Source organism: Marinobacter sp. M5B (genome assembly GCF_042604615.1).
In the GTDB taxonomy this organism is placed as follows: Bacteria; Pseudomonadota; Gammaproteobacteria; order Pseudomonadales; family Oleiphilaceae; genus Marinobacter; species Marinobacter salarius.
On the sequence record NZ_CP156894.1, the window covers coordinates 3,257,926 to 3,273,658 of the forward strand.

Annotated in this window: 15 protein-coding genes; 8 read left to right on the forward strand and 7 right to left on the reverse strand. The window is 58.7% G+C overall.

Annotated features, from left to right (window positions below; all coding sequences use genetic code 11):
* Nucleotides 1–23: 23 nt before the first annotated feature.
* The gene (locus tag AAGD24_RS14745; RefSeq protein ID WP_036209603.1) at nucleotides 24–1,043 is read right to left on the reverse strand and encodes an alpha/beta hydrolase; all 1,020 of its coding nucleotides are present in this window, start codon (nucleotides 1,041–1,043) and stop codon (nucleotides 24–26) included.
* Between the two features lie 98 nt (nucleotides 1,044–1,141).
* On the opposite strand from AAGD24_RS14745, the gene AAGD24_RS14750 reads away from it, so the two are divergent.
* Nucleotides 1,142–2,035 carry an alpha/beta hydrolase gene (locus tag AAGD24_RS14750; RefSeq protein WP_085679731.1) on the forward strand — a complete coding sequence of 298 codons (894 nt, stop codon included), beginning with the start codon at nucleotides 1,142–1,144 and terminating at the stop codon, nucleotides 2,033–2,035.
* Here the strand turns inward: AAGD24_RS14750 and AAGD24_RS14755 are convergent.
* Genes AAGD24_RS14755 through AAGD24_RS14770 form a run of 4 tightly spaced genes read right to left on the reverse strand, consistent with a single transcriptional unit; the run spans nucleotide 2,010 to nucleotide 6,072 of the window.
* Nucleotides 2,010–2,300 carry a GIY-YIG nuclease family protein gene (locus tag AAGD24_RS14755; protein ID WP_085679728.1) on the reverse strand — a complete coding sequence of 97 codons (291 nt, stop codon included), beginning with the start codon at nucleotides 2,298–2,300 and terminating at the stop codon, nucleotides 2,010–2,012. The two genes, AAGD24_RS14750 and AAGD24_RS14755, sit on opposite strands and share 26 nt — an antisense overlap.
* Nucleotides 2,297–3,202 (reverse strand): DMT family transporter, encoded by a 906-nt coding sequence (locus AAGD24_RS14760; RefSeq protein ID WP_036209597.1) that lies wholly within the window; start codon nucleotides 3,200–3,202, stop codon nucleotides 2,297–2,299. The genes AAGD24_RS14755 and AAGD24_RS14760 overlap by 4 nt, the downstream gene beginning before the upstream one ends.
* Nucleotides 3,195–4,580 carry a sigma-54 dependent transcriptional regulator gene (locus tag AAGD24_RS14765; RefSeq protein ID WP_091640904.1) on the reverse strand — a complete coding sequence of 462 codons (1,386 nt, stop codon included), beginning with the start codon at nucleotides 4,578–4,580 and terminating at the stop codon, nucleotides 3,195–3,197. Before AAGD24_RS14765 ends, AAGD24_RS14760 begins: the two co-directional genes overlap by 8 nt.
* Nucleotides 4,570–6,072: an ATP-binding protein gene (locus AAGD24_RS14770; RefSeq protein ID WP_226909943.1), complete on the reverse strand. Its 1,503-nt coding sequence runs from the start codon at nucleotides 6,070–6,072 to the stop codon at nucleotides 4,570–4,572. The genes AAGD24_RS14765 and AAGD24_RS14770 overlap by 11 nt, the downstream gene beginning before the upstream one ends.
* 241 nt (nucleotides 6,073–6,313) lie before the next feature.
* On the opposite strand from AAGD24_RS14770, the gene AAGD24_RS14775 reads away from it, so the two are divergent.
* A complete protein-coding gene (locus AAGD24_RS14775) occupies nucleotides 6,314–6,712 on the forward strand; it encodes a DUF4168 domain-containing protein (protein ID WP_036209594.1) in 399 nt (132 codons plus the stop codon).
* Between the two features lie 141 nt (nucleotides 6,713–6,853).
* Nucleotides 6,854–7,945, forward strand: coding sequence for a TRAP transporter substrate-binding protein DctP (gene dctP / locus AAGD24_RS14780; RefSeq protein ID WP_087148973.1), 1,092 nt, complete (start codon nucleotides 6,854–6,856; stop codon nucleotides 7,943–7,945).
* A gap of 2 nt (nucleotides 7,946–7,947) precedes the next feature.
* Here the strand turns inward: dctP and AAGD24_RS14785 are convergent, their stop codons facing one another.
* The gene (locus AAGD24_RS14785; protein WP_379865502.1) at nucleotides 7,948–8,790 is read right to left on the reverse strand and encodes a 23S rRNA (adenine(2030)-N(6))-methyltransferase RlmJ; all 843 of its coding nucleotides are present in this window, start codon (nucleotides 8,788–8,790) and stop codon (nucleotides 7,948–7,950) included.
* Nucleotides 8,791–8,977: 187 nt separating this feature from the next.
* Here AAGD24_RS14785 and AAGD24_RS14790 point away from each other — a divergent pair, with 187 nt between their 5' ends.
* The 5 genes from AAGD24_RS14790 to AAGD24_RS14810 all read left to right on the forward strand — a co-directional run bounded on the left by AAGD24_RS14790 (nucleotide 8,978) and on the right by AAGD24_RS14810 (nucleotide 15,356).
* Nucleotides 8,978–10,306, forward strand: a complete 1,329-nt coding sequence (locus AAGD24_RS14790) for an imelysin family protein (protein ID WP_379865503.1) — start codon at nucleotides 8,978–8,980, stop codon at nucleotides 10,304–10,306.
* Nucleotides 10,307–10,361: 55 nt separating this feature from the next.
* Nucleotides 10,362–11,780 carry a di-heme oxidoredictase family protein gene (locus AAGD24_RS14795; RefSeq protein ID WP_075197064.1) on the forward strand — a complete coding sequence of 473 codons (1,419 nt, stop codon included), beginning with the start codon at nucleotides 10,362–10,364 and terminating at the stop codon, nucleotides 11,778–11,780.
* Nucleotides 11,781–11,789: 9 nt separating this feature from the next.
* On the forward strand, nucleotides 11,790–12,833 hold the full coding sequence (locus tag AAGD24_RS14800; RefSeq protein WP_379865505.1) for an imelysin family protein: 1,044 nt from the start codon (nucleotides 11,790–11,792) through the stop codon (nucleotides 12,831–12,833).
* On the forward strand, nucleotides 12,833–13,954 hold the full coding sequence (locus AAGD24_RS14805; RefSeq protein ID WP_305936670.1) for a DUF1513 domain-containing protein: 1,122 nt from the start codon (nucleotides 12,833–12,835) through the stop codon (nucleotides 13,952–13,954). Before AAGD24_RS14800 ends, AAGD24_RS14805 begins: the two co-directional genes overlap by 1 nt.
* Nucleotides 13,955–14,039: 85 nt before the next feature.
* Nucleotides 14,040–15,356 carry an MFS transporter gene (locus AAGD24_RS14810; protein WP_075197061.1) on the forward strand — a complete coding sequence of 439 codons (1,317 nt, stop codon included), beginning with the start codon at nucleotides 14,040–14,042 and terminating at the stop codon, nucleotides 15,354–15,356.
* Here the strand turns inward: AAGD24_RS14810 and AAGD24_RS14815 are convergent.
* Complete coding sequence (locus AAGD24_RS14815; RefSeq protein WP_075197060.1) at nucleotides 15,350–15,721, reverse strand: hypothetical protein; 372 nt, start codon at nucleotides 15,719–15,721, stop codon at nucleotides 15,350–15,352. The genes AAGD24_RS14810 and AAGD24_RS14815 overlap by 7 nt on opposite strands.
* Nucleotides 15,722–15,733 lie beyond the last annotated feature (12 nt).

Sequence of the window (15,733 nt, forward strand, 5' to 3'; positions counted from 1 at the left end):
CATGATGCCGCCATTGGCTTTCCTTAACTGGCCTCAGACAGAGACCCGTCATGGTCGTTTTCAAACGTATCCACAATGGTATTGAATACGGTTGCCTGTAAATCCTGGGCTTCGTTTACTAGATGATGACGCCCATCCGGTATCCGGAGTTCCTCCACGGAGGAAAATTTATTGCGGATAATCCGCAGATTGTGCTGCCAGTCTACAGTCAGGTCCTTTTCCCCCTGCACCACGGTAATCGGAAAATCGACCGGGCGGGCGGACTCAATATGCGGTACCCACTGCCGTAATGCAGAAACCCAGTCCACATGTACGGCCCTGGCCTGGAGCGGATCGTAGTCCCTGAGGAACTTCAGGAAACGCGAGTTTCCACTGTTGGCCCCAAACGCCCGTCGCCATCGCGATATAAAGGGCTTTACCAGGCTGTGCAGAACTTTGGCACCCAGCCACCCCATCGGCCTGATCAACGGTGCCAGCAGTACCACCCTACGAAAGTCCGAGGTTTCCCGGTCGTGATGGTTGGTCAGCAGGTAGTCAATCAGGATAGCCCCGCCCGTACTCTGCCCGACCGCATACCAGGGCGCCCGCACGTGACGCCTTACACTGGCCATGACATCCGTCAGCACGGCCTGATACTCGAGAAAACTACCAATCGCCGCTGGTGTGCCACTGGACAGCCCGTGCCCGGGCTGATCATAGGCGAGCACATCAAAGCCCGCACCCAGGCAACGGTCGATCAACTGGCTGTATAGCCCTACATGGTCAAAGTAGCCATGCAGGATAAACACCGTGCCCCGGGGCTTGCACTGATCCGGAAGGCGAAAATAGTGGACCATCACCTGGTGCCGGTCCGCCATCACATAACCCTGGCGATAGCTGACCTCCGGGTGCTCTACCCAGAGATCGAGGCCGTAGAACCGGCAGTAGGCCACCATATCCTCGCTGAGTTGTTCCTGGCTTTCAGGCTCGAAGGGCGACATTCGCTCAAGTAACGACGCCCTGTCCCAGTTCGGAATTTCTATGGTATCTGTTTTCCAGTACACGTAGAGTTAAACGCCTGTCATGAATGGGTATGAAAATAGCCGTGTGTCTGCATTAAGCTTGGTGCTTAGATTAGCACACCACAACCCCGGAGTTGCCGATGATACAAACCGCCCTGGAAGCCGGCCTGCGCCAGACCATGAACCGACTCGTTCGTCCCCTGCTGCACCCCGCGATTCCCGTTGCCCTGCAACGCCGGTTGATCAGCAAGGCCTACCTGACATCGATTCCGCCACGTGGCACCCGGTTTGAAGACATCCAGGCAGAAGGGCTTTCGATCACCCGAGTCTGTCACAGCGACAACCCTCACGGGGTCATACTGTATTTCCATGGCGGTGGTTACATCATAGGCTCGCCAAAAACGCACAAGGGAATAACCGGCCACCTGTCGAAATTCAGTGGCGCGATGGTGGTTACTCCCGACTACCGACTGGCACCGGAGAACCCCTTCCCCGCGGCACTGGACGATGCCGAAATGGTTTACCGCGCCTTGCTGGACGAAGGGCATCCGCCTGCAACCCTATGCCTCGCGGGCGACTCAGCCGGCGGCGGACTCGCCGTAGCCCTGGCCATGCGCCTACGCGACAAAGGCCTGCCCTTGCCCTCGTCGCTGATGGTGCTGTCGCCCTGGACTGATCTTTCCCACCAACACCTTTACGCGCCTGAATGCGAGCCGGTTCTACAGAAGCCGTGGATCGACAAGTCCGCGCGCCTGTACTGCGGCAACACACCACCGTCCGAGCCTCTCGTTTCACCCGTATTTGGCGACCTTTCCGGCCTTCCGCCGTTGCTGATACAGGTGGGCAGCCAGGAAATCCTGCTGAATGATGCCCGGCGCCTGGCGAACGCGGCCAGCCGTGACAGTGTCGATACACGCCTGGAAATCTATAACGGTCTCTGGCACGTTTTCCAGGTCCACGCGGGGCAACTGGACCGCGCCACCGAGGCCCTGCAAACCGCTGGCACGTTTATACGCCAGCATCTGTCGAGTTGACCGGGAGGACAACCTCCCCACGAATCAGCGCTTCCTTCTGCCTGCGCGGCCATTGTTTGATCTGCCACTCAAGTTTCGACGCCGTCGCCCTGTCTGTCGTCTCGGCGGAAAATGCGAGCTCAAGGGGCCCTTTGCCCCTCAGGCTACGGGCCCCTTTTGGTGCACCGGCCTGGTGTTCGGCAAAGCGCCGCGCTACATCGGTTGTGATCCCCGTGTAAAGAGCCCCTTTGGCGGTCCGTACCATGTAGATGAACCACTGGCTCATACCGATGAAGCCCTCGCCATTGTCTCCCGGGTTTTACGTTGCTGAATCCACAGCCCCGCAACGATCAACACCAGGCCAACGTATGTGGATGGCAGAATGATCTCGCCAAGAATGAAATAGATGAACACCAGCGACAGGAACGGTGAGATAAAGATGAGGTTACTCACCCTGGCGGTATTTTCCGCCTTCTTCATGGCGTAGGACCAGAGCACAAAGGCAATTCCCATTTCGAACACACCCACGTAGGTGGCCGCCAACAGGCCTGTTGTGGGGTTGAAATCGAAACCGTCCGTCACCCCGCAAATCACCACGATCACCGGAAGACCGCAGAGAAAATTCAGGAACAGACCGACCACCGGATCCCGGGTATCCCGAGTCGCGATAATCCAGTAGGACGCCCAGACCAGGGTGCTGCCGATGGCCAGGCCCACACCAAGAGGGTCGGAGAACGTTAACGACAACACATCGCCACGGGTTGCGATAACGACGACCCCGCTGTAGCAAATCAATCCGGCGATGATATCGGCACGCCGCAGTCGCTGTCCCAGGAAGGGCACCGACAGGTAGGCCAGCACCAGCGCCCAGGTGTAGTTCAGGGGTTGCGCCTCCTGGGCAGGCAGCCGGTCGAACGCACCAAACAGCAGGAAATAGTACAGGCAGGGATTGATAAGCCCCATACCGAAAGACTGCAGATATTGGCGGCGCGACAGTTCAAAGACCAGGTGCCACCGTCGTTGTGCGACCAGAATAAGCGCCATCACTATTACCGACGCGGAACAGGCGACCACCAGCATCTGGACCGGGGTCAATTCCCGCAATGACAACTTGAACGCAGTGGCCACTGTTGACCAGAGCAATACCGTTCCAAGGCCGTAAAGCATTGCCTGTTTCTGGTTAGTCATGAGCAGTGTCCTTTTCCGCATCAAGCCAGCGATAGAGCGTACGCCGGTTTACCCCGAGTATCTGGGCCGCACGGCGTTTATTGCCTTCCACCGCATCAATAACACGCACAACATAGTCCTGCTGGACCTGCTCCAACGTGGGCCAATCCGCCAGGTTTCCTGATGGCAGCACCGGCCGGCCCTCAGCAGACTCTGTCTGGCGCTTGCGGATACGGGCCGGCAGATGTTCCGGCAACACCACATCACCGTCGCAAAAGGTCACGGCCCGTTCAATCGCGCTGGCCAGTTCCCGGACATTGCCGGGAAACGGATAATCCGCCAACATTCGCGCAGCCACTTCGCCCAGCTGCAGGAATCCGCGCTGGTGACGCCGGGCGGAATCCCGCAGGAAATGCATGGCAAGCAGATCCACATCGTCATCCCGCTCCCTTAATGGCGGCACCATCAAGGTCAGGGTTTCCAGGCGATAGTAAAGGTCCTCGCGGAAGCCACCCTGTTCCACGGCCCTGACCAGGTCCTGATGGGTAGCGGCAATAACACGCACATTGACGGCCTCTTCGTGGTCAGAACCCACCGGCTTAATCGTGCCTTCCTGCAGCACACGCAACAATTTCGCCTGAAGAGCGAGCGGCATCTCGCCAATTTCGTCCAGCAGCAGCGTGCCTCCATCCGCTTCGGCAAACAGCCCCCTGCGGGCGGATTTTGCGCCGGTAAAAGCACCGGCTTCGTGGCCGAAAAACTCGCTTTCCATCAGCTCATGGGGTATGCCCGCGCAGTTGACTGGTATAAACGGTCCTTGCCGGCGCTCGCTCTCGTCGTGAATGGCCCTGGCGACCAGTTCCTTGCCGGTGCCGCTCTCGCCACTTACCAGGACGGCCGCCTGGCTACGGGCCACCTGTCGTATTTCGTTCCTCAAACGCTCCATCGCCCGGCTCTCGCCCACCAGCCCCAGCGCACTGTCGCTTTCACTCTGGGATTTGTAACGTGCGAGTTCACTGGTCACCGCCGCATGGGCCAGCAGGCGCTTGATCTTCAAGCGAAGATGGTCGGTTGACAGTGGTTTGGTGAGAAAGTCATCGGCACCGGCCTTAAGCGCCTCTACCGCCTGGTCAACCGTGCCGAAGGCTGTGATGATGATAAAGGGAACCGAATGGCCTTCCGCCTGCAGCTTCCGTAGTATTGCCAGGCCGTCGCCGTCTGGCAATCGAAGGTCCGACACAATCAGGTCCGGGCGCCATTCCCGCAACCCATTGCAGCCTTCCTCAACGGTTGCAGCACTGCGTACCGCATAACCATCCACCTCAAGCTCCTCTGACAGAAGCGTCCGCAAACTGGCGTCGTCTTCCACCAGCATGATCAAAGCGGGCCTAGCTTTCATGATGGGCCTCCGTCGAGTCCACTCGTTTCTCATACACTGGCCAGAACGTTGACATCCGGCACCCGCCGTTCGCGTTCGTGCCAACCTCAATCCGACCACCATGCTCCTTGATTACACTGCCGACCACCGCAAGCCCCAGACCGGTTCCCTCACCCGCCGCACGAGTACTGAAAAAAGGCTCGAAAATCCGCTCCCGCAGCGAATCATCGATACCCGGGCCATCATCATCCACCCGCAACTCCCAGTATCCGTCGAGGGGAATAACAGACACGATCACCCGCGAGCGAGCCGCTTGGCACGCGTTGCGGACCAGGTTCAGGCAGGCCATTTCGAGACGGGTTGGCTCGGCCAGAACGCCGGCGCTGGCCTCCGGAATATCGGTACAGATCTCAACGCCATGGCACTTGGGCTCGTCGCATACCCGCGCGGTCAGATCGCGAGCCGTCGCCGCCAGGTCGGTTTCCCGGCGGGAGTCCGGCACATGGCGAAAACAATCGAGCAACTGCTGGATAATCAATGTCATCCGCTCGACCTGATGTTCGATATCCTTCAGGTGTCGTCGGTCGCTATCTGCCAGGTCGCCCCGCCCAAGGATATTGGCGCGACCCTGGATGACATTCAGCGGCGCACCCAGCTCATGGGCAACGCCACCGGCAACCCGCCCGATCATGGCGACCTTTTCCTGATACTTCAGCTTCTCTGACAGTTCCCGCTCGCGTTCAACGCTCTCCCGGATTTCATTTTCCGCAACCGCCATACGGGCGCCCATGTCTTGCAACCCCTCGTGGATCTGTCTCAGCTCCCTCGGCCCCGCGGGAGGTCCATCAATCTGCCAGCGGCCGGGGGCCATCCGCTCCATCAATTCCAACAGCCGGCTGACATGGCGACCGACGGCACCATAGTGCCCCAGAACAACCACCAGAATGACCATCAACGACACCACCGACCAGATACTGACGGCCCAGATTCGGCTTGATGCCACCAACTCATGGAAATCGCTACGCTTTCGGGTTACCTGAAGCAACCCCTGAATTCGACCGTCCGGGGCAACCAGCGGCGTGAATTGTGAGAAGACTGACACCCCGTCGACCCTACGAAACGCTCCGTCCAGCTTGCCACTGGCTATCGCGCGTTCGGCACTGTCGCTCCGCGTAACATCACTGTCCGCCACACCGAGGCTGGCGATCTGCTGCCCGTCTTCATCAAACACTGAGGCACCAAACACCCGGCCGATGCGGAAGATGGATTTCAGCGACTCCCCCAGAACAATTTCATCGCCATCGGACATGGCCTGGGACAATGGACCACTGACCGCCCGGGCCACAAGCTCCAGATCTTCCCGCAAACGGTCATTCAGATTACGCTCGACCGCACCGAGCCCCACATAAATGGCGACGCCGCTGAATACCATCAACGGTACAACCATGCTCAGCACCAAGGTCAGGCGCAGCGAGCGAAACATGTCCCGCGCTCTTGATACAGGCGTTTTCATAACGTGCTCCGACAAAGTGTCACACAGGTATGCCACATGTGACATTTAGCCACAACGCACATTACGCAAAGGTAACGCTCACACATATCCAAATCACTGTTTTTTCTAGCTTTTCATAAAAATAAAAAGCTGGCACAGAGCTTGATTAAGCAACACCAACGTTCGAGGAATCGCATTCCTTTCAACGTCAGACTGCATTCGATGACACCGTGCAGTCCCTTCAACGCAAAAGGAGAACGCCATGAATAAACTTCTCATTTCACTGACCGCATCCCTGGCACTGCTGGCAGCAGGCCCCGTACTGGCACAGGAAAACCAGCAAAGTCCTGAAGCCACCAATCCCAACGGCGGATACAGTGATCCCGCCTCCGCCGGCACCCAGAAAACCAACTTTACCGACGCGGAACTGAAGCAGTTCGTTGAGGCCCAGGAAGGTATCAACAATATCCGTGATGAATACATGGAAAAAATCGAAGCGGCTGATTCCCAGAAAAAGGCCCAGGAACTGCAGATGGAAGCCAACGATGAAATGGTCACAGTGATTGAGGATTCCGGCATGGATATCCCCACCTACAATTCCATCGCCACCGCTTACAACAGTGAACCTCAGGTTCGGAATCGCGTTGATGCACTGATGTAAGCGGCTTCCCCACATTGGTTGCTTCAGGCCCTGCTATTGCAGGGCCTTTTTGATTCTGCAAACGAGGTCGCGATGGCCATAATCAACGTTGATTGTGGTATCTTGTCGGCATGATTTTGTAGAGACCAATGGAGACAAACCATGCGAAGATTCTGCCGCGGGCTAACCCCATTGCTCTTGACGGTTATGCTTGTCCTGGCAGGATGTTCAGACAGCCCCGCACCGGTGTCCAGCGGTGACAATGATGAGAAGCCATCCTACCCCGTTACCTGGCGCTTTGCCCTTGAGGAAATTGAAGGCAGCGTCCAACACCGTTATGCCCTTGAATTCAAGGACCGTATCGAGCGTATCTCTGATGGCAACATCCTCGTTGATGTTTTTCCCTATGGCTCTATTGGCACGTCACTCCAACTGACGGATCTCGCCCGGGAAGGCTCCGTCCATCTCGCTTTCGCCTCCCCCGGCCACCTGGCCAACGTTATTCCCGAGGTGGGCGTGTTCACCCTCCATTATCTGTTGTCTGATGACGAAGAGGTGAATCGTGGCGTCCTTGCCAGCGATGATTTGAAGCAACTGTTCCACGAGCCTTACGAGGAGCAGGGCCTCAAGCTTCACGGTTTCGTACCTGAGGGTTGGATGGTCTGGACCGCCAACAAGCCCTTGCGGAGCCCCGCGGACTTCGACGGACTCACTATCCGCACCATGACGTCGGACATCGCTGAAGAGACCTATAAAACCTATGGCGCGACAACCAGCCAGGTTCCTTTTTCGCAGGTCTACAGCGACCTTCAGTTACGCCGCATTGACGGGCAGGCCAACCCTGTTTTCGCCATTGAAGAGATGGGATTCTACGAAGTCCAGGGTGTGATGACGTTTGCCAGACCTGCCCAGTTTGTCACCTCCGTGGTTTCCAATACGTCGTGGTTTGACGCCCTTCCCGAAGACCAGAAACTCTGGCTGGAAGATGCTATGGATGAGATCGCACCGCTGGCTTACGAGGTACAGGCTGAACTCAATGCAAGCCGTCTCGATACCATCAAGGAAAACAGCAGCATCCGTGTGGTTGAATTGACCGAGGAGGAGCGGGACCGCTTCCGTGAGGCCAGCCTACCGGCCCGCAAGGCCTATATACGTATGGCTGGTGAGCGTGGAGCAGCCATCCTGGACCAACTCCTGACAATGGTCAGCACAACAGAGTCCGCAATACCAGCAAAGGATACGACCGCCCAATAGCGCTATTCAGGCACCAGCCAGTTGCTGTTCGATGACAGGCCCAGACAGCGATCACTGGAAACCGTATCCATCATCTCCGCAAGCCGGGTGTCGAACCCCCAGGGCGGGTTCACCACCAGCACTCCGGACCCGGACATTCCGCGTTGCGGGGCCCGGTTGAGTGCAACTTCGCTGCACAACACCTTGCGCACGGGCCCATCAGACACCGCATCCTTTAATCGCTTGTGGGGGAAACCCGCCAGAATCGGATACCAGATCAGATACACGCCATGACGGCATTTCTGCCACGCTCGCGCCAAGGTGTTCGCCACTTCTTCATAGTCGCTTTTGATCTCGTATGAAGGGTCCGTCAGCACCAGCAACCTTGGTTGCCTGGGCGGCAGATGGCGAAGCAACCCCTTTAATCCATCCTCCTGAAAGACCTTGACCCGGGAATGCCCGGCAGCCCACTGCCCCAGGGTTTCGCCTTCGGCGGGGTGCAACTCGAAGGCGGTCAGGGTGTCCTGCTCCCGCAGGTAACGGAGGAACCAGCGCGGCGACCCCGGATAGCTCGCCAATTGCCCGTCCTTCCCCTCCCCCGAGGCCAACCCAGCCAGGACGGCCTGCCAGTCGTCGGAATGCAGCTCGGCTCGAAGTGGCCAAAGCTTCTGGATCCCTGCAGCGGCTTCACCGGTTTTAAGCGCCCTATCTCCCGCAAGATCGTAGCTGGCACTACCGGCATGAGTATCGAAGCAGGCGATAGCAGACGATTTGGCCTGCATCATCCTGACCGCAAGCGTTAAGGCAGCGTGCTTGTGAACATCGGCAAAATTACCGGCATGAAACGCATGGAGGTAACTCAGCATTACAGACTCCTGACGAAAGGGGCACCATTAGGCTACAGCAGGAGCAGAGTTGGCAAACATTTCTAACTATCCCCAGCCAAGTCAACAAAATTGAAAATCATTCTCACATTCGTTGCAACCGCCCACCCGCTCTCTATAATGCGAATAACAATACGTTTTATTTAATTAACAGCGAAAGGACATCGAAATGGCCCTGCTCTCAAACGCATCACGCATTCCCCTGGCGTTCGCTATCTCCGCGACGCTACTGACGGCCTGCAGTAGCGGCGACGAAACCGCATCCACATCCTCGGCAGCCGAAGAGCCGGCGGCAGCAGAAGCCATCAGCAAATCCGATGTCGTGGAACACTACGCCGACCTGGCCCATGCAAACTTTGAAGACGCACTGACCGCCGCACAGTCCCTCGACAGCACAATAGACACCTTCCTGGAAAGCCCGGCCGAAGAAAATCTGCAAAAGGCAAAACAGGCCTGGCTGGCTTCCCGGGTGCCCTATCAGCAGACTGAGGTGTTCCGCTTTGGTAACGCCGTGGTTGATGACTGGGAAGGGCAACTGAATGCCTGGCCGCTGGACGAAGGCCTGATCGATTACGTAAAGGAAGACGGCTACCAGTACGAATTGGGCAACGAGGGCGCTACGGCAAACATTGTTGCCAGCACGGAAATCAATATTGGTGGCACGACGGTCGACGCTTCCAGCCTGACACCAGACCTGCTGGCGGAGCTGAACGAAATCGGAGGCTCGGAGGCCAACGTGGCCACCGGATACCATGCTATTGAATTCCTGCTGTGGGGCCAGGACATGCACGGCTTCGATCGCGGCGCCGGACAGCGTCCTGCGACGGACTACGCCCAGGGCGAGGAGTGCACCCACGGCAATTGCGACCGCCGCGCCGCCTACCTGGATGCCGCGACCGATCTGTTGATCACCGATCTCGAATGGATGGTTGCACAATGGGCACCCGGCCAGGAAGACAACTACCGCTCCCAGCTGCTCGCCGAAGCACCGGACGCCGCCATCCAGAAAATGTTCTTCGGCATGGGCTCCCTGTCTCTGGGTGAACTTGCCGGTGAGCGCATGAAAGTCGCCCTGGAAGCCAATTCCTACGAGGATGAGCACGACTGCTTCAGCGACAACACCCACAACTCCCATTACTACAACGGCCAGGGCGTGGCCAACATCTACTCCGGCAGCTACACCCGGATTGACGGTTCTGAACTGACCGGTCCTTCCCTGTCCGAGCTGGTTGCCGAGCTCAACCCGGAACTGAACGAGACACTGAGCCAGCAGTTCGAAGAGTCGATGGGGGCGCTGCAAACCATGAAATCCAGTGCCGAAGCCGAGTCAGAGCCGATGAAATTCGATATGATGATCGCGCCAGGCAATGAGAAAGGCGCGGAGATCGTAAACGGCGCGATTATGGCGCTGGTGGCACAAACCGGTTCCATTGAACAGGCCGCCCGCGAACTGGGCATCGACTCACTCAAGCCTGATGACGCCGGCCATACCTTCTAGCTGATCCACTAACTAGCTTATCCACTAAAAAGTAACGATACGTTGTAGAGAAACCATGCGCCAACGCCCCCTGCTACTGCTGACCTTGTTTTCGGGAGTGGCCGTAGCAGCGGCCTTCGCCATGGCTGCCGCCCAGGAACCTTATCCGATCCAGGCGACGGTCAAGACGGGGGGCGAAGGCACAGTGGATCAGTTCGATCACAATGCCTATTCCCTGCCCCAGGCTAACCTGTCCATGACCAGGCGCCTGGATTTCAGTGTCGGCAACAGTTTCTTCCGCAACCCCTGGGTCGAAGCCCCTGCCAGCACGGATGCCCGCGACGGACTGGGGCCACTGTTCAACACCAACTCCTGCCAGGGCTGTCACATAAAGGATGGCCGTGGACATCCTCCCGGCGCTGACGACAAACCTATATCGCTGTTCCTCCGCCTCGCCGTGCCAGCCGATCCCGAGCAGGATGCGGATATCCTGAAGACCCACGGATTCAAACCGGCCCCCGTGTACGGCAGCCAGTTGCAAACCGCCGCCCTGCCGGCCGCCAAACCTGAAGCCGATCTGGTGATCGACTGGGAATCGGTGACAGAGACGCTGTCGGACGGCACCGAAATAGAACTACGAAAACCGGTCTACCGGATCGAGAACCCTAACTATGGCCCACTCCCGGAAGACCTGTTGGTGTCTCCGCGGGTGGCTCCGCAGATGATCGGCATGGGTCTGCTGGAAGCCATACCGCTTGAAGACCTGCAAGCACTGGCGGATCCGGAGGATACGGACAACGACGGCCTCTCCGGCAAACTCAATCAAGTCTGGGACCTGGACAGCCAGCAAACCGTGCCAGGTCGATTCGGCTGGAAAGCCGCCGAACCAAACGTTCATCAACAAAGCATGGGGGCATTTGCTGGCGACATGGGGCTGACGTCCACCCTCAAACCGGCAACCGACTGTACGCCCGAGCAGAACTGTGGGCGCTTCGCCAACGGCGGCAGCCCCGAAGTGAGCGACAAGGTGAGCAACTTCGTGACCTTCTATGCCAAAAGCCTGGCAGTACCGGCACGCCGTGACCTGGACAATGTGTCCGTTCAACAAGGTGCGGAACTGTTCAATGAAACCGGCTGCGCCGGCTGTCATACACCAAGGCACACTACCGGCATCGCCCCGGACCGCCCGGACCTCAGCAACCAGACCATATGGCCCTATACCGATCTGCTCCTGCATGACATGGGTCCGGCGCTTGCCGATGGTCGGGATGAATTCCTGGCCAACGGCAACGAATGGCGGACACCCCCGCTCTGGGGAATCGGCCTGGCTCAACGGGTCAATCCGCAGTCCGGGTTCCTCCACGACGGGCGGGCGCGAACACTCGAAGAAGCCGTGCTCTGGCACGGGGGCGAGGCCGGGCCGGCAGCTGAACGTTACCGTCAGATGCCCGTCGAAGACCGGGAGGCACTCCTGGATTTCCTGAACTCTCTCTGAGGACACGCCATGCGACCATTAACGAAAGCCGTGGGTATTGCCGCGCTGATACTGGTTCCAATTGCTGGGATGGCTGCCAGCCAGACTGAAACGAACAGCAACGCGACACAACAATGGCACCAGGGAATTCTCGCAGGTTACCAGTCTCTGGCGGCCGAAGCGGGCGACTTGTCCGTTGCGGCTGTCGACTACTGCAGCGCGCCGGAACAGGCGGCACGCGATACCCTTGAGCAAGCCTGGCTGGACACCTTCCTGGCGTGGCAGCGTGTCCGTTTTGTGGATTTTGGCCCGGTGGAGAACGACAACCTTGCCTGGCAGTTCCAGTTCTGGCCCGACCCGAAAAACCTCATTGCCCGCAAAGCCAGCTACCTGCTGAACTCGGAAGACCCGATATCGGGTGAGGTCATCGCCGAGTCCGGCGTGGCCGTACAGGGTTTTCCCATGCTGGAGTACCTGTTGTACGACGAACCATTGAACGCCAGCGACAATGCCCTACCCGCGGAAAAGACCTGCGGCCTGCTGAGAGCGGTTGCCGGCCACATCGAAACCAATAGCCAGCAACTCCGTGATCAATGGCAGACGTTCCGCAAGGATTACCTGGCCACGGAACAATACCGCGACACCACCATCCGGGCCGGCATGGCGGCCCTGGAGATTCTGGAGGATCGCCGGCTTGCCCAGCCAATGGGGCTCCGTGGGAATGGCAAACGTTCTGTCTACGCCGCCGATGCCTGGCGTAGCAGCCGTAGCCTGAAGACCATGGAAGCAACCATCCATGGCCTGGAGCAGTCTTTCCTGCCGGGCCTGACACAGCTGCTAAAGGAAAGCGAACAACCGCAACTGGGTCCACGAATTGAAAACCAGTTCAAGGACGTTCTGGAGCACTTCCCGGAACTCCATCGCCCCATGACTGAGCTGCTTTCCAATGACGATGCCTTTTCCCTGCTCCAGGGCTTCTACGTTGACGTTTCCCAGTTAACCACTCTGATCAATGACCAGGCAGCGGTTGAACTCGGCGTCATTCGCGGCTTCAATTCCAGCGACGGCGACTGATGAGCAGCAACAGGCAACCCGGAGGTGCACTTATCAACCGCAGACAACTACTGAAAGCGGGGATGGCCGGAGGACTGGCAGCCACCCTGTCCGGCTGCAGTCTGCTGCCTCGAAAAGCGGATTACGCGCCAGATCAATACGTCGGCGCCGTGGGACTGCCCGGGGGTAAGTTCGGCATTAGTGCCATCAACCGCAAAGGTCACCTCATATGGGAGTCACCGGTCGACACCCGTTGCCACAGCGGATGTGCACGCCCGGATGGCTCTCAGGTCATCTTCTTCGAACGCCGGCCCGGCTGGGCGTTTTACAGGTTCGACGCCCACAGCGGCAACAGGACACATCGCGTCAAAGCCGCTTCCGGGGAACACTTTGTCGGTCACGGAGTGTTCTCCCCCGACGGCCGCTGGCTCTATGTCACCGCCAGCCGCTACGAGCCGGGGCAAGGCATTATTGCCGTCTATGACGCGGAGCAGAATTATCAGCGGGTCGATACCTTTGAGCTTCAGGGCATTGGCCCCCATGAGCTGACACTGCATCCAGATGGGGAAACCCTGGTGATTGGCCTGGGCGGCATACTGACCCACCCGGACTACGATCGCCTCAAGCTGAACCTCGACACCATGGAACCCGCGCTGATCCTGATGAACCGCCGCAGCGGTCGGATTATTGGGCGGTTCAACCCTGCCCATCACCAGCAAAGCGCCCGTCATGTCAGTACCGGTTCGAACGGCCGGGTGTACGTTGCCTACCAGTACCAGGGGCCCCTTCACGAGTCCCCCGCCCTCATCGCGCGGCTGGAAGGCGGTGAGCTTCAGGAAATCCGATTCGAAGAGGATACCCAGGCAGCACTGGCCAACTACATCGCCAGCGTTGTTGCCCATCCCGAGAACGACCTTGTCGCTGCCGCGTCGCCAGTGGGCGGCACCGCCGTGGTGTTCAATGGCATCACTGGCGAACTGCTGGCCAGGGCGTCCATACCCGACTGCGCTGGCGTCCAGGCTTTGGCAGGAGGCGATTTCCTGATCTCCTCCGGACGCGGAAAACTGGTGCGCCTGGGGCAGGACAATCAGTCACGGCAAATCGCCGATCTGCCGGTCCAGTGGGACCACCACCTGGTCTGAATCACCCGCAACGCGGCCCTCCTGCCTTAAGGCAACTCGCCTTAGCTGGTATCCTTATGAGCCATTTGTTCAGGAGGACGGCAACTTGCCCGCCAGAAACAAGGACACCCTCGACCAGGTTTACAGCCTGATTGCCAACGAAGAAGACGCCCGGGTCTGCACGGACATCCCCGATGAAGCCTGCCGGGAGGTGCCACGCAACTTCTTCCTGATCCTCGGCAGCAATGTGCTAACCAAACTTGGTGACTTGCTGATCAGCCCCAAGACCGTGCTGGCCTGGCTTTTGAGCGCTATCGGAGCGCCTGCCCTGGTGGCCTGGCTGGTTCCGATCCGGGAGTCCGGCTCAATGATTCCGCAAATGGTGATCGGTGCCTGGGTCCGGCGCAAGCCTGTACGCAAATGGTTCTGGACCCTGGGAAGCTTTGGCCAGGCGGCCAGTGTTCTGGGCATGGCGGCGAGCGTCTGGTTCCTGGAGGGCTACGCCGCGGGCGCCGGCGTGGTGGGCGCATTGGTGCTGTTTTCCCTGGCCCGGGGGTTCTGCTCGGTGTCCATGAAGGACGTGCAGGGGAAATGCATCCCGAAGAAACGCCGAGGGCGGCTGTCTGGCCTGGCCTCCACCATCGGTGGGACCGCAACAGTCATCCTCACCGCCTTGCTGTTCTGGAACCGGGGTGACCCTGGCGTACTTTTCTACACCCTCCTGCTCCTGTTGGCTGCCTGCCTCTGGGTTATTGCCGGCTTTCTATTCGCCTCTGTTGATGAATACGAGGGCGAAACCGGCGGTGGCGGCAATGCGCTTGGGGACGCGTTCAAAAGCCTGTCCCTTCTCAGGGATGACGTGCCCTTCCGGCACTTCGTGATTACCCGCGCCCTGCTGTTGTGCTCAGCGCTGGCGTCGCCTTACTTTGTCGTGCTCGCCCAGAAAAACTCTGATACCGGGTGGCTTCTGGGCGTCTTTCTGCTGGCGAGCAGCCTCGCCAGTTCCATCAGCGCCAGCGTGTGGGGTTGGATGGCGGACGAGTCCAGCCGTCGGGTAATGATTCGCGGTGCCATTGTCGCCAGTGGCGCTTGCCTGACGGTGGGCCTGACCGCTTTGTTTGCCGGCGAAGCAACCTCCAGCATCTGGTTCTATCCCGCCGGGTTCTTCGTGCTGAGCATTGCGCATGCGGGGGTTCGACTGGGACGTAAAACGTATCTGGTCGATATGGCAGGCGGCAACAAACGCACCGACTATACCTCCGTGAGCAATACCGTTATTGGGGTGCTGTTACTGGCAACGGGCGGGCTGACAGCGCTGGTATCGATGATATCCGACGTGGCGGTGATACTGACGCTGGGCGCCATGGGGCTGGCCGGCGCCATCAGCGCCACCCGGTTAAGGGAAGTGACCGAGGATCAGTGAGGTTCCGGTGGCTTCCCGTCGTTCAACGCCAGGGCGCCTTTCACAATGCGGTAGATGATCCAGATGGAGATGCCCAGTAACACAAACCAGCCAATGATCAGTGGCGTCGTCACGATGCCAATCACTGTCCATAACAGCCCGATCCAGAAGGTTCGTATCTGCCAACGGAAATGAGGCTCTATCCAGGTGCTCTTTACGTCATCGAGCTTGACGTAATTGATGATCACACCCACCAGGCCGGTAATGCCACCGACAAAGAACGACAGCGCCTGCAGGATATAAACCAGCACCGCCAGGTTGCGGCCTGGCTCTTCACGTCGTGCTATGGGGTCTGCATTGGCGGGGATGTATTCGTGCTCGGACAAGTCACTCTCCTC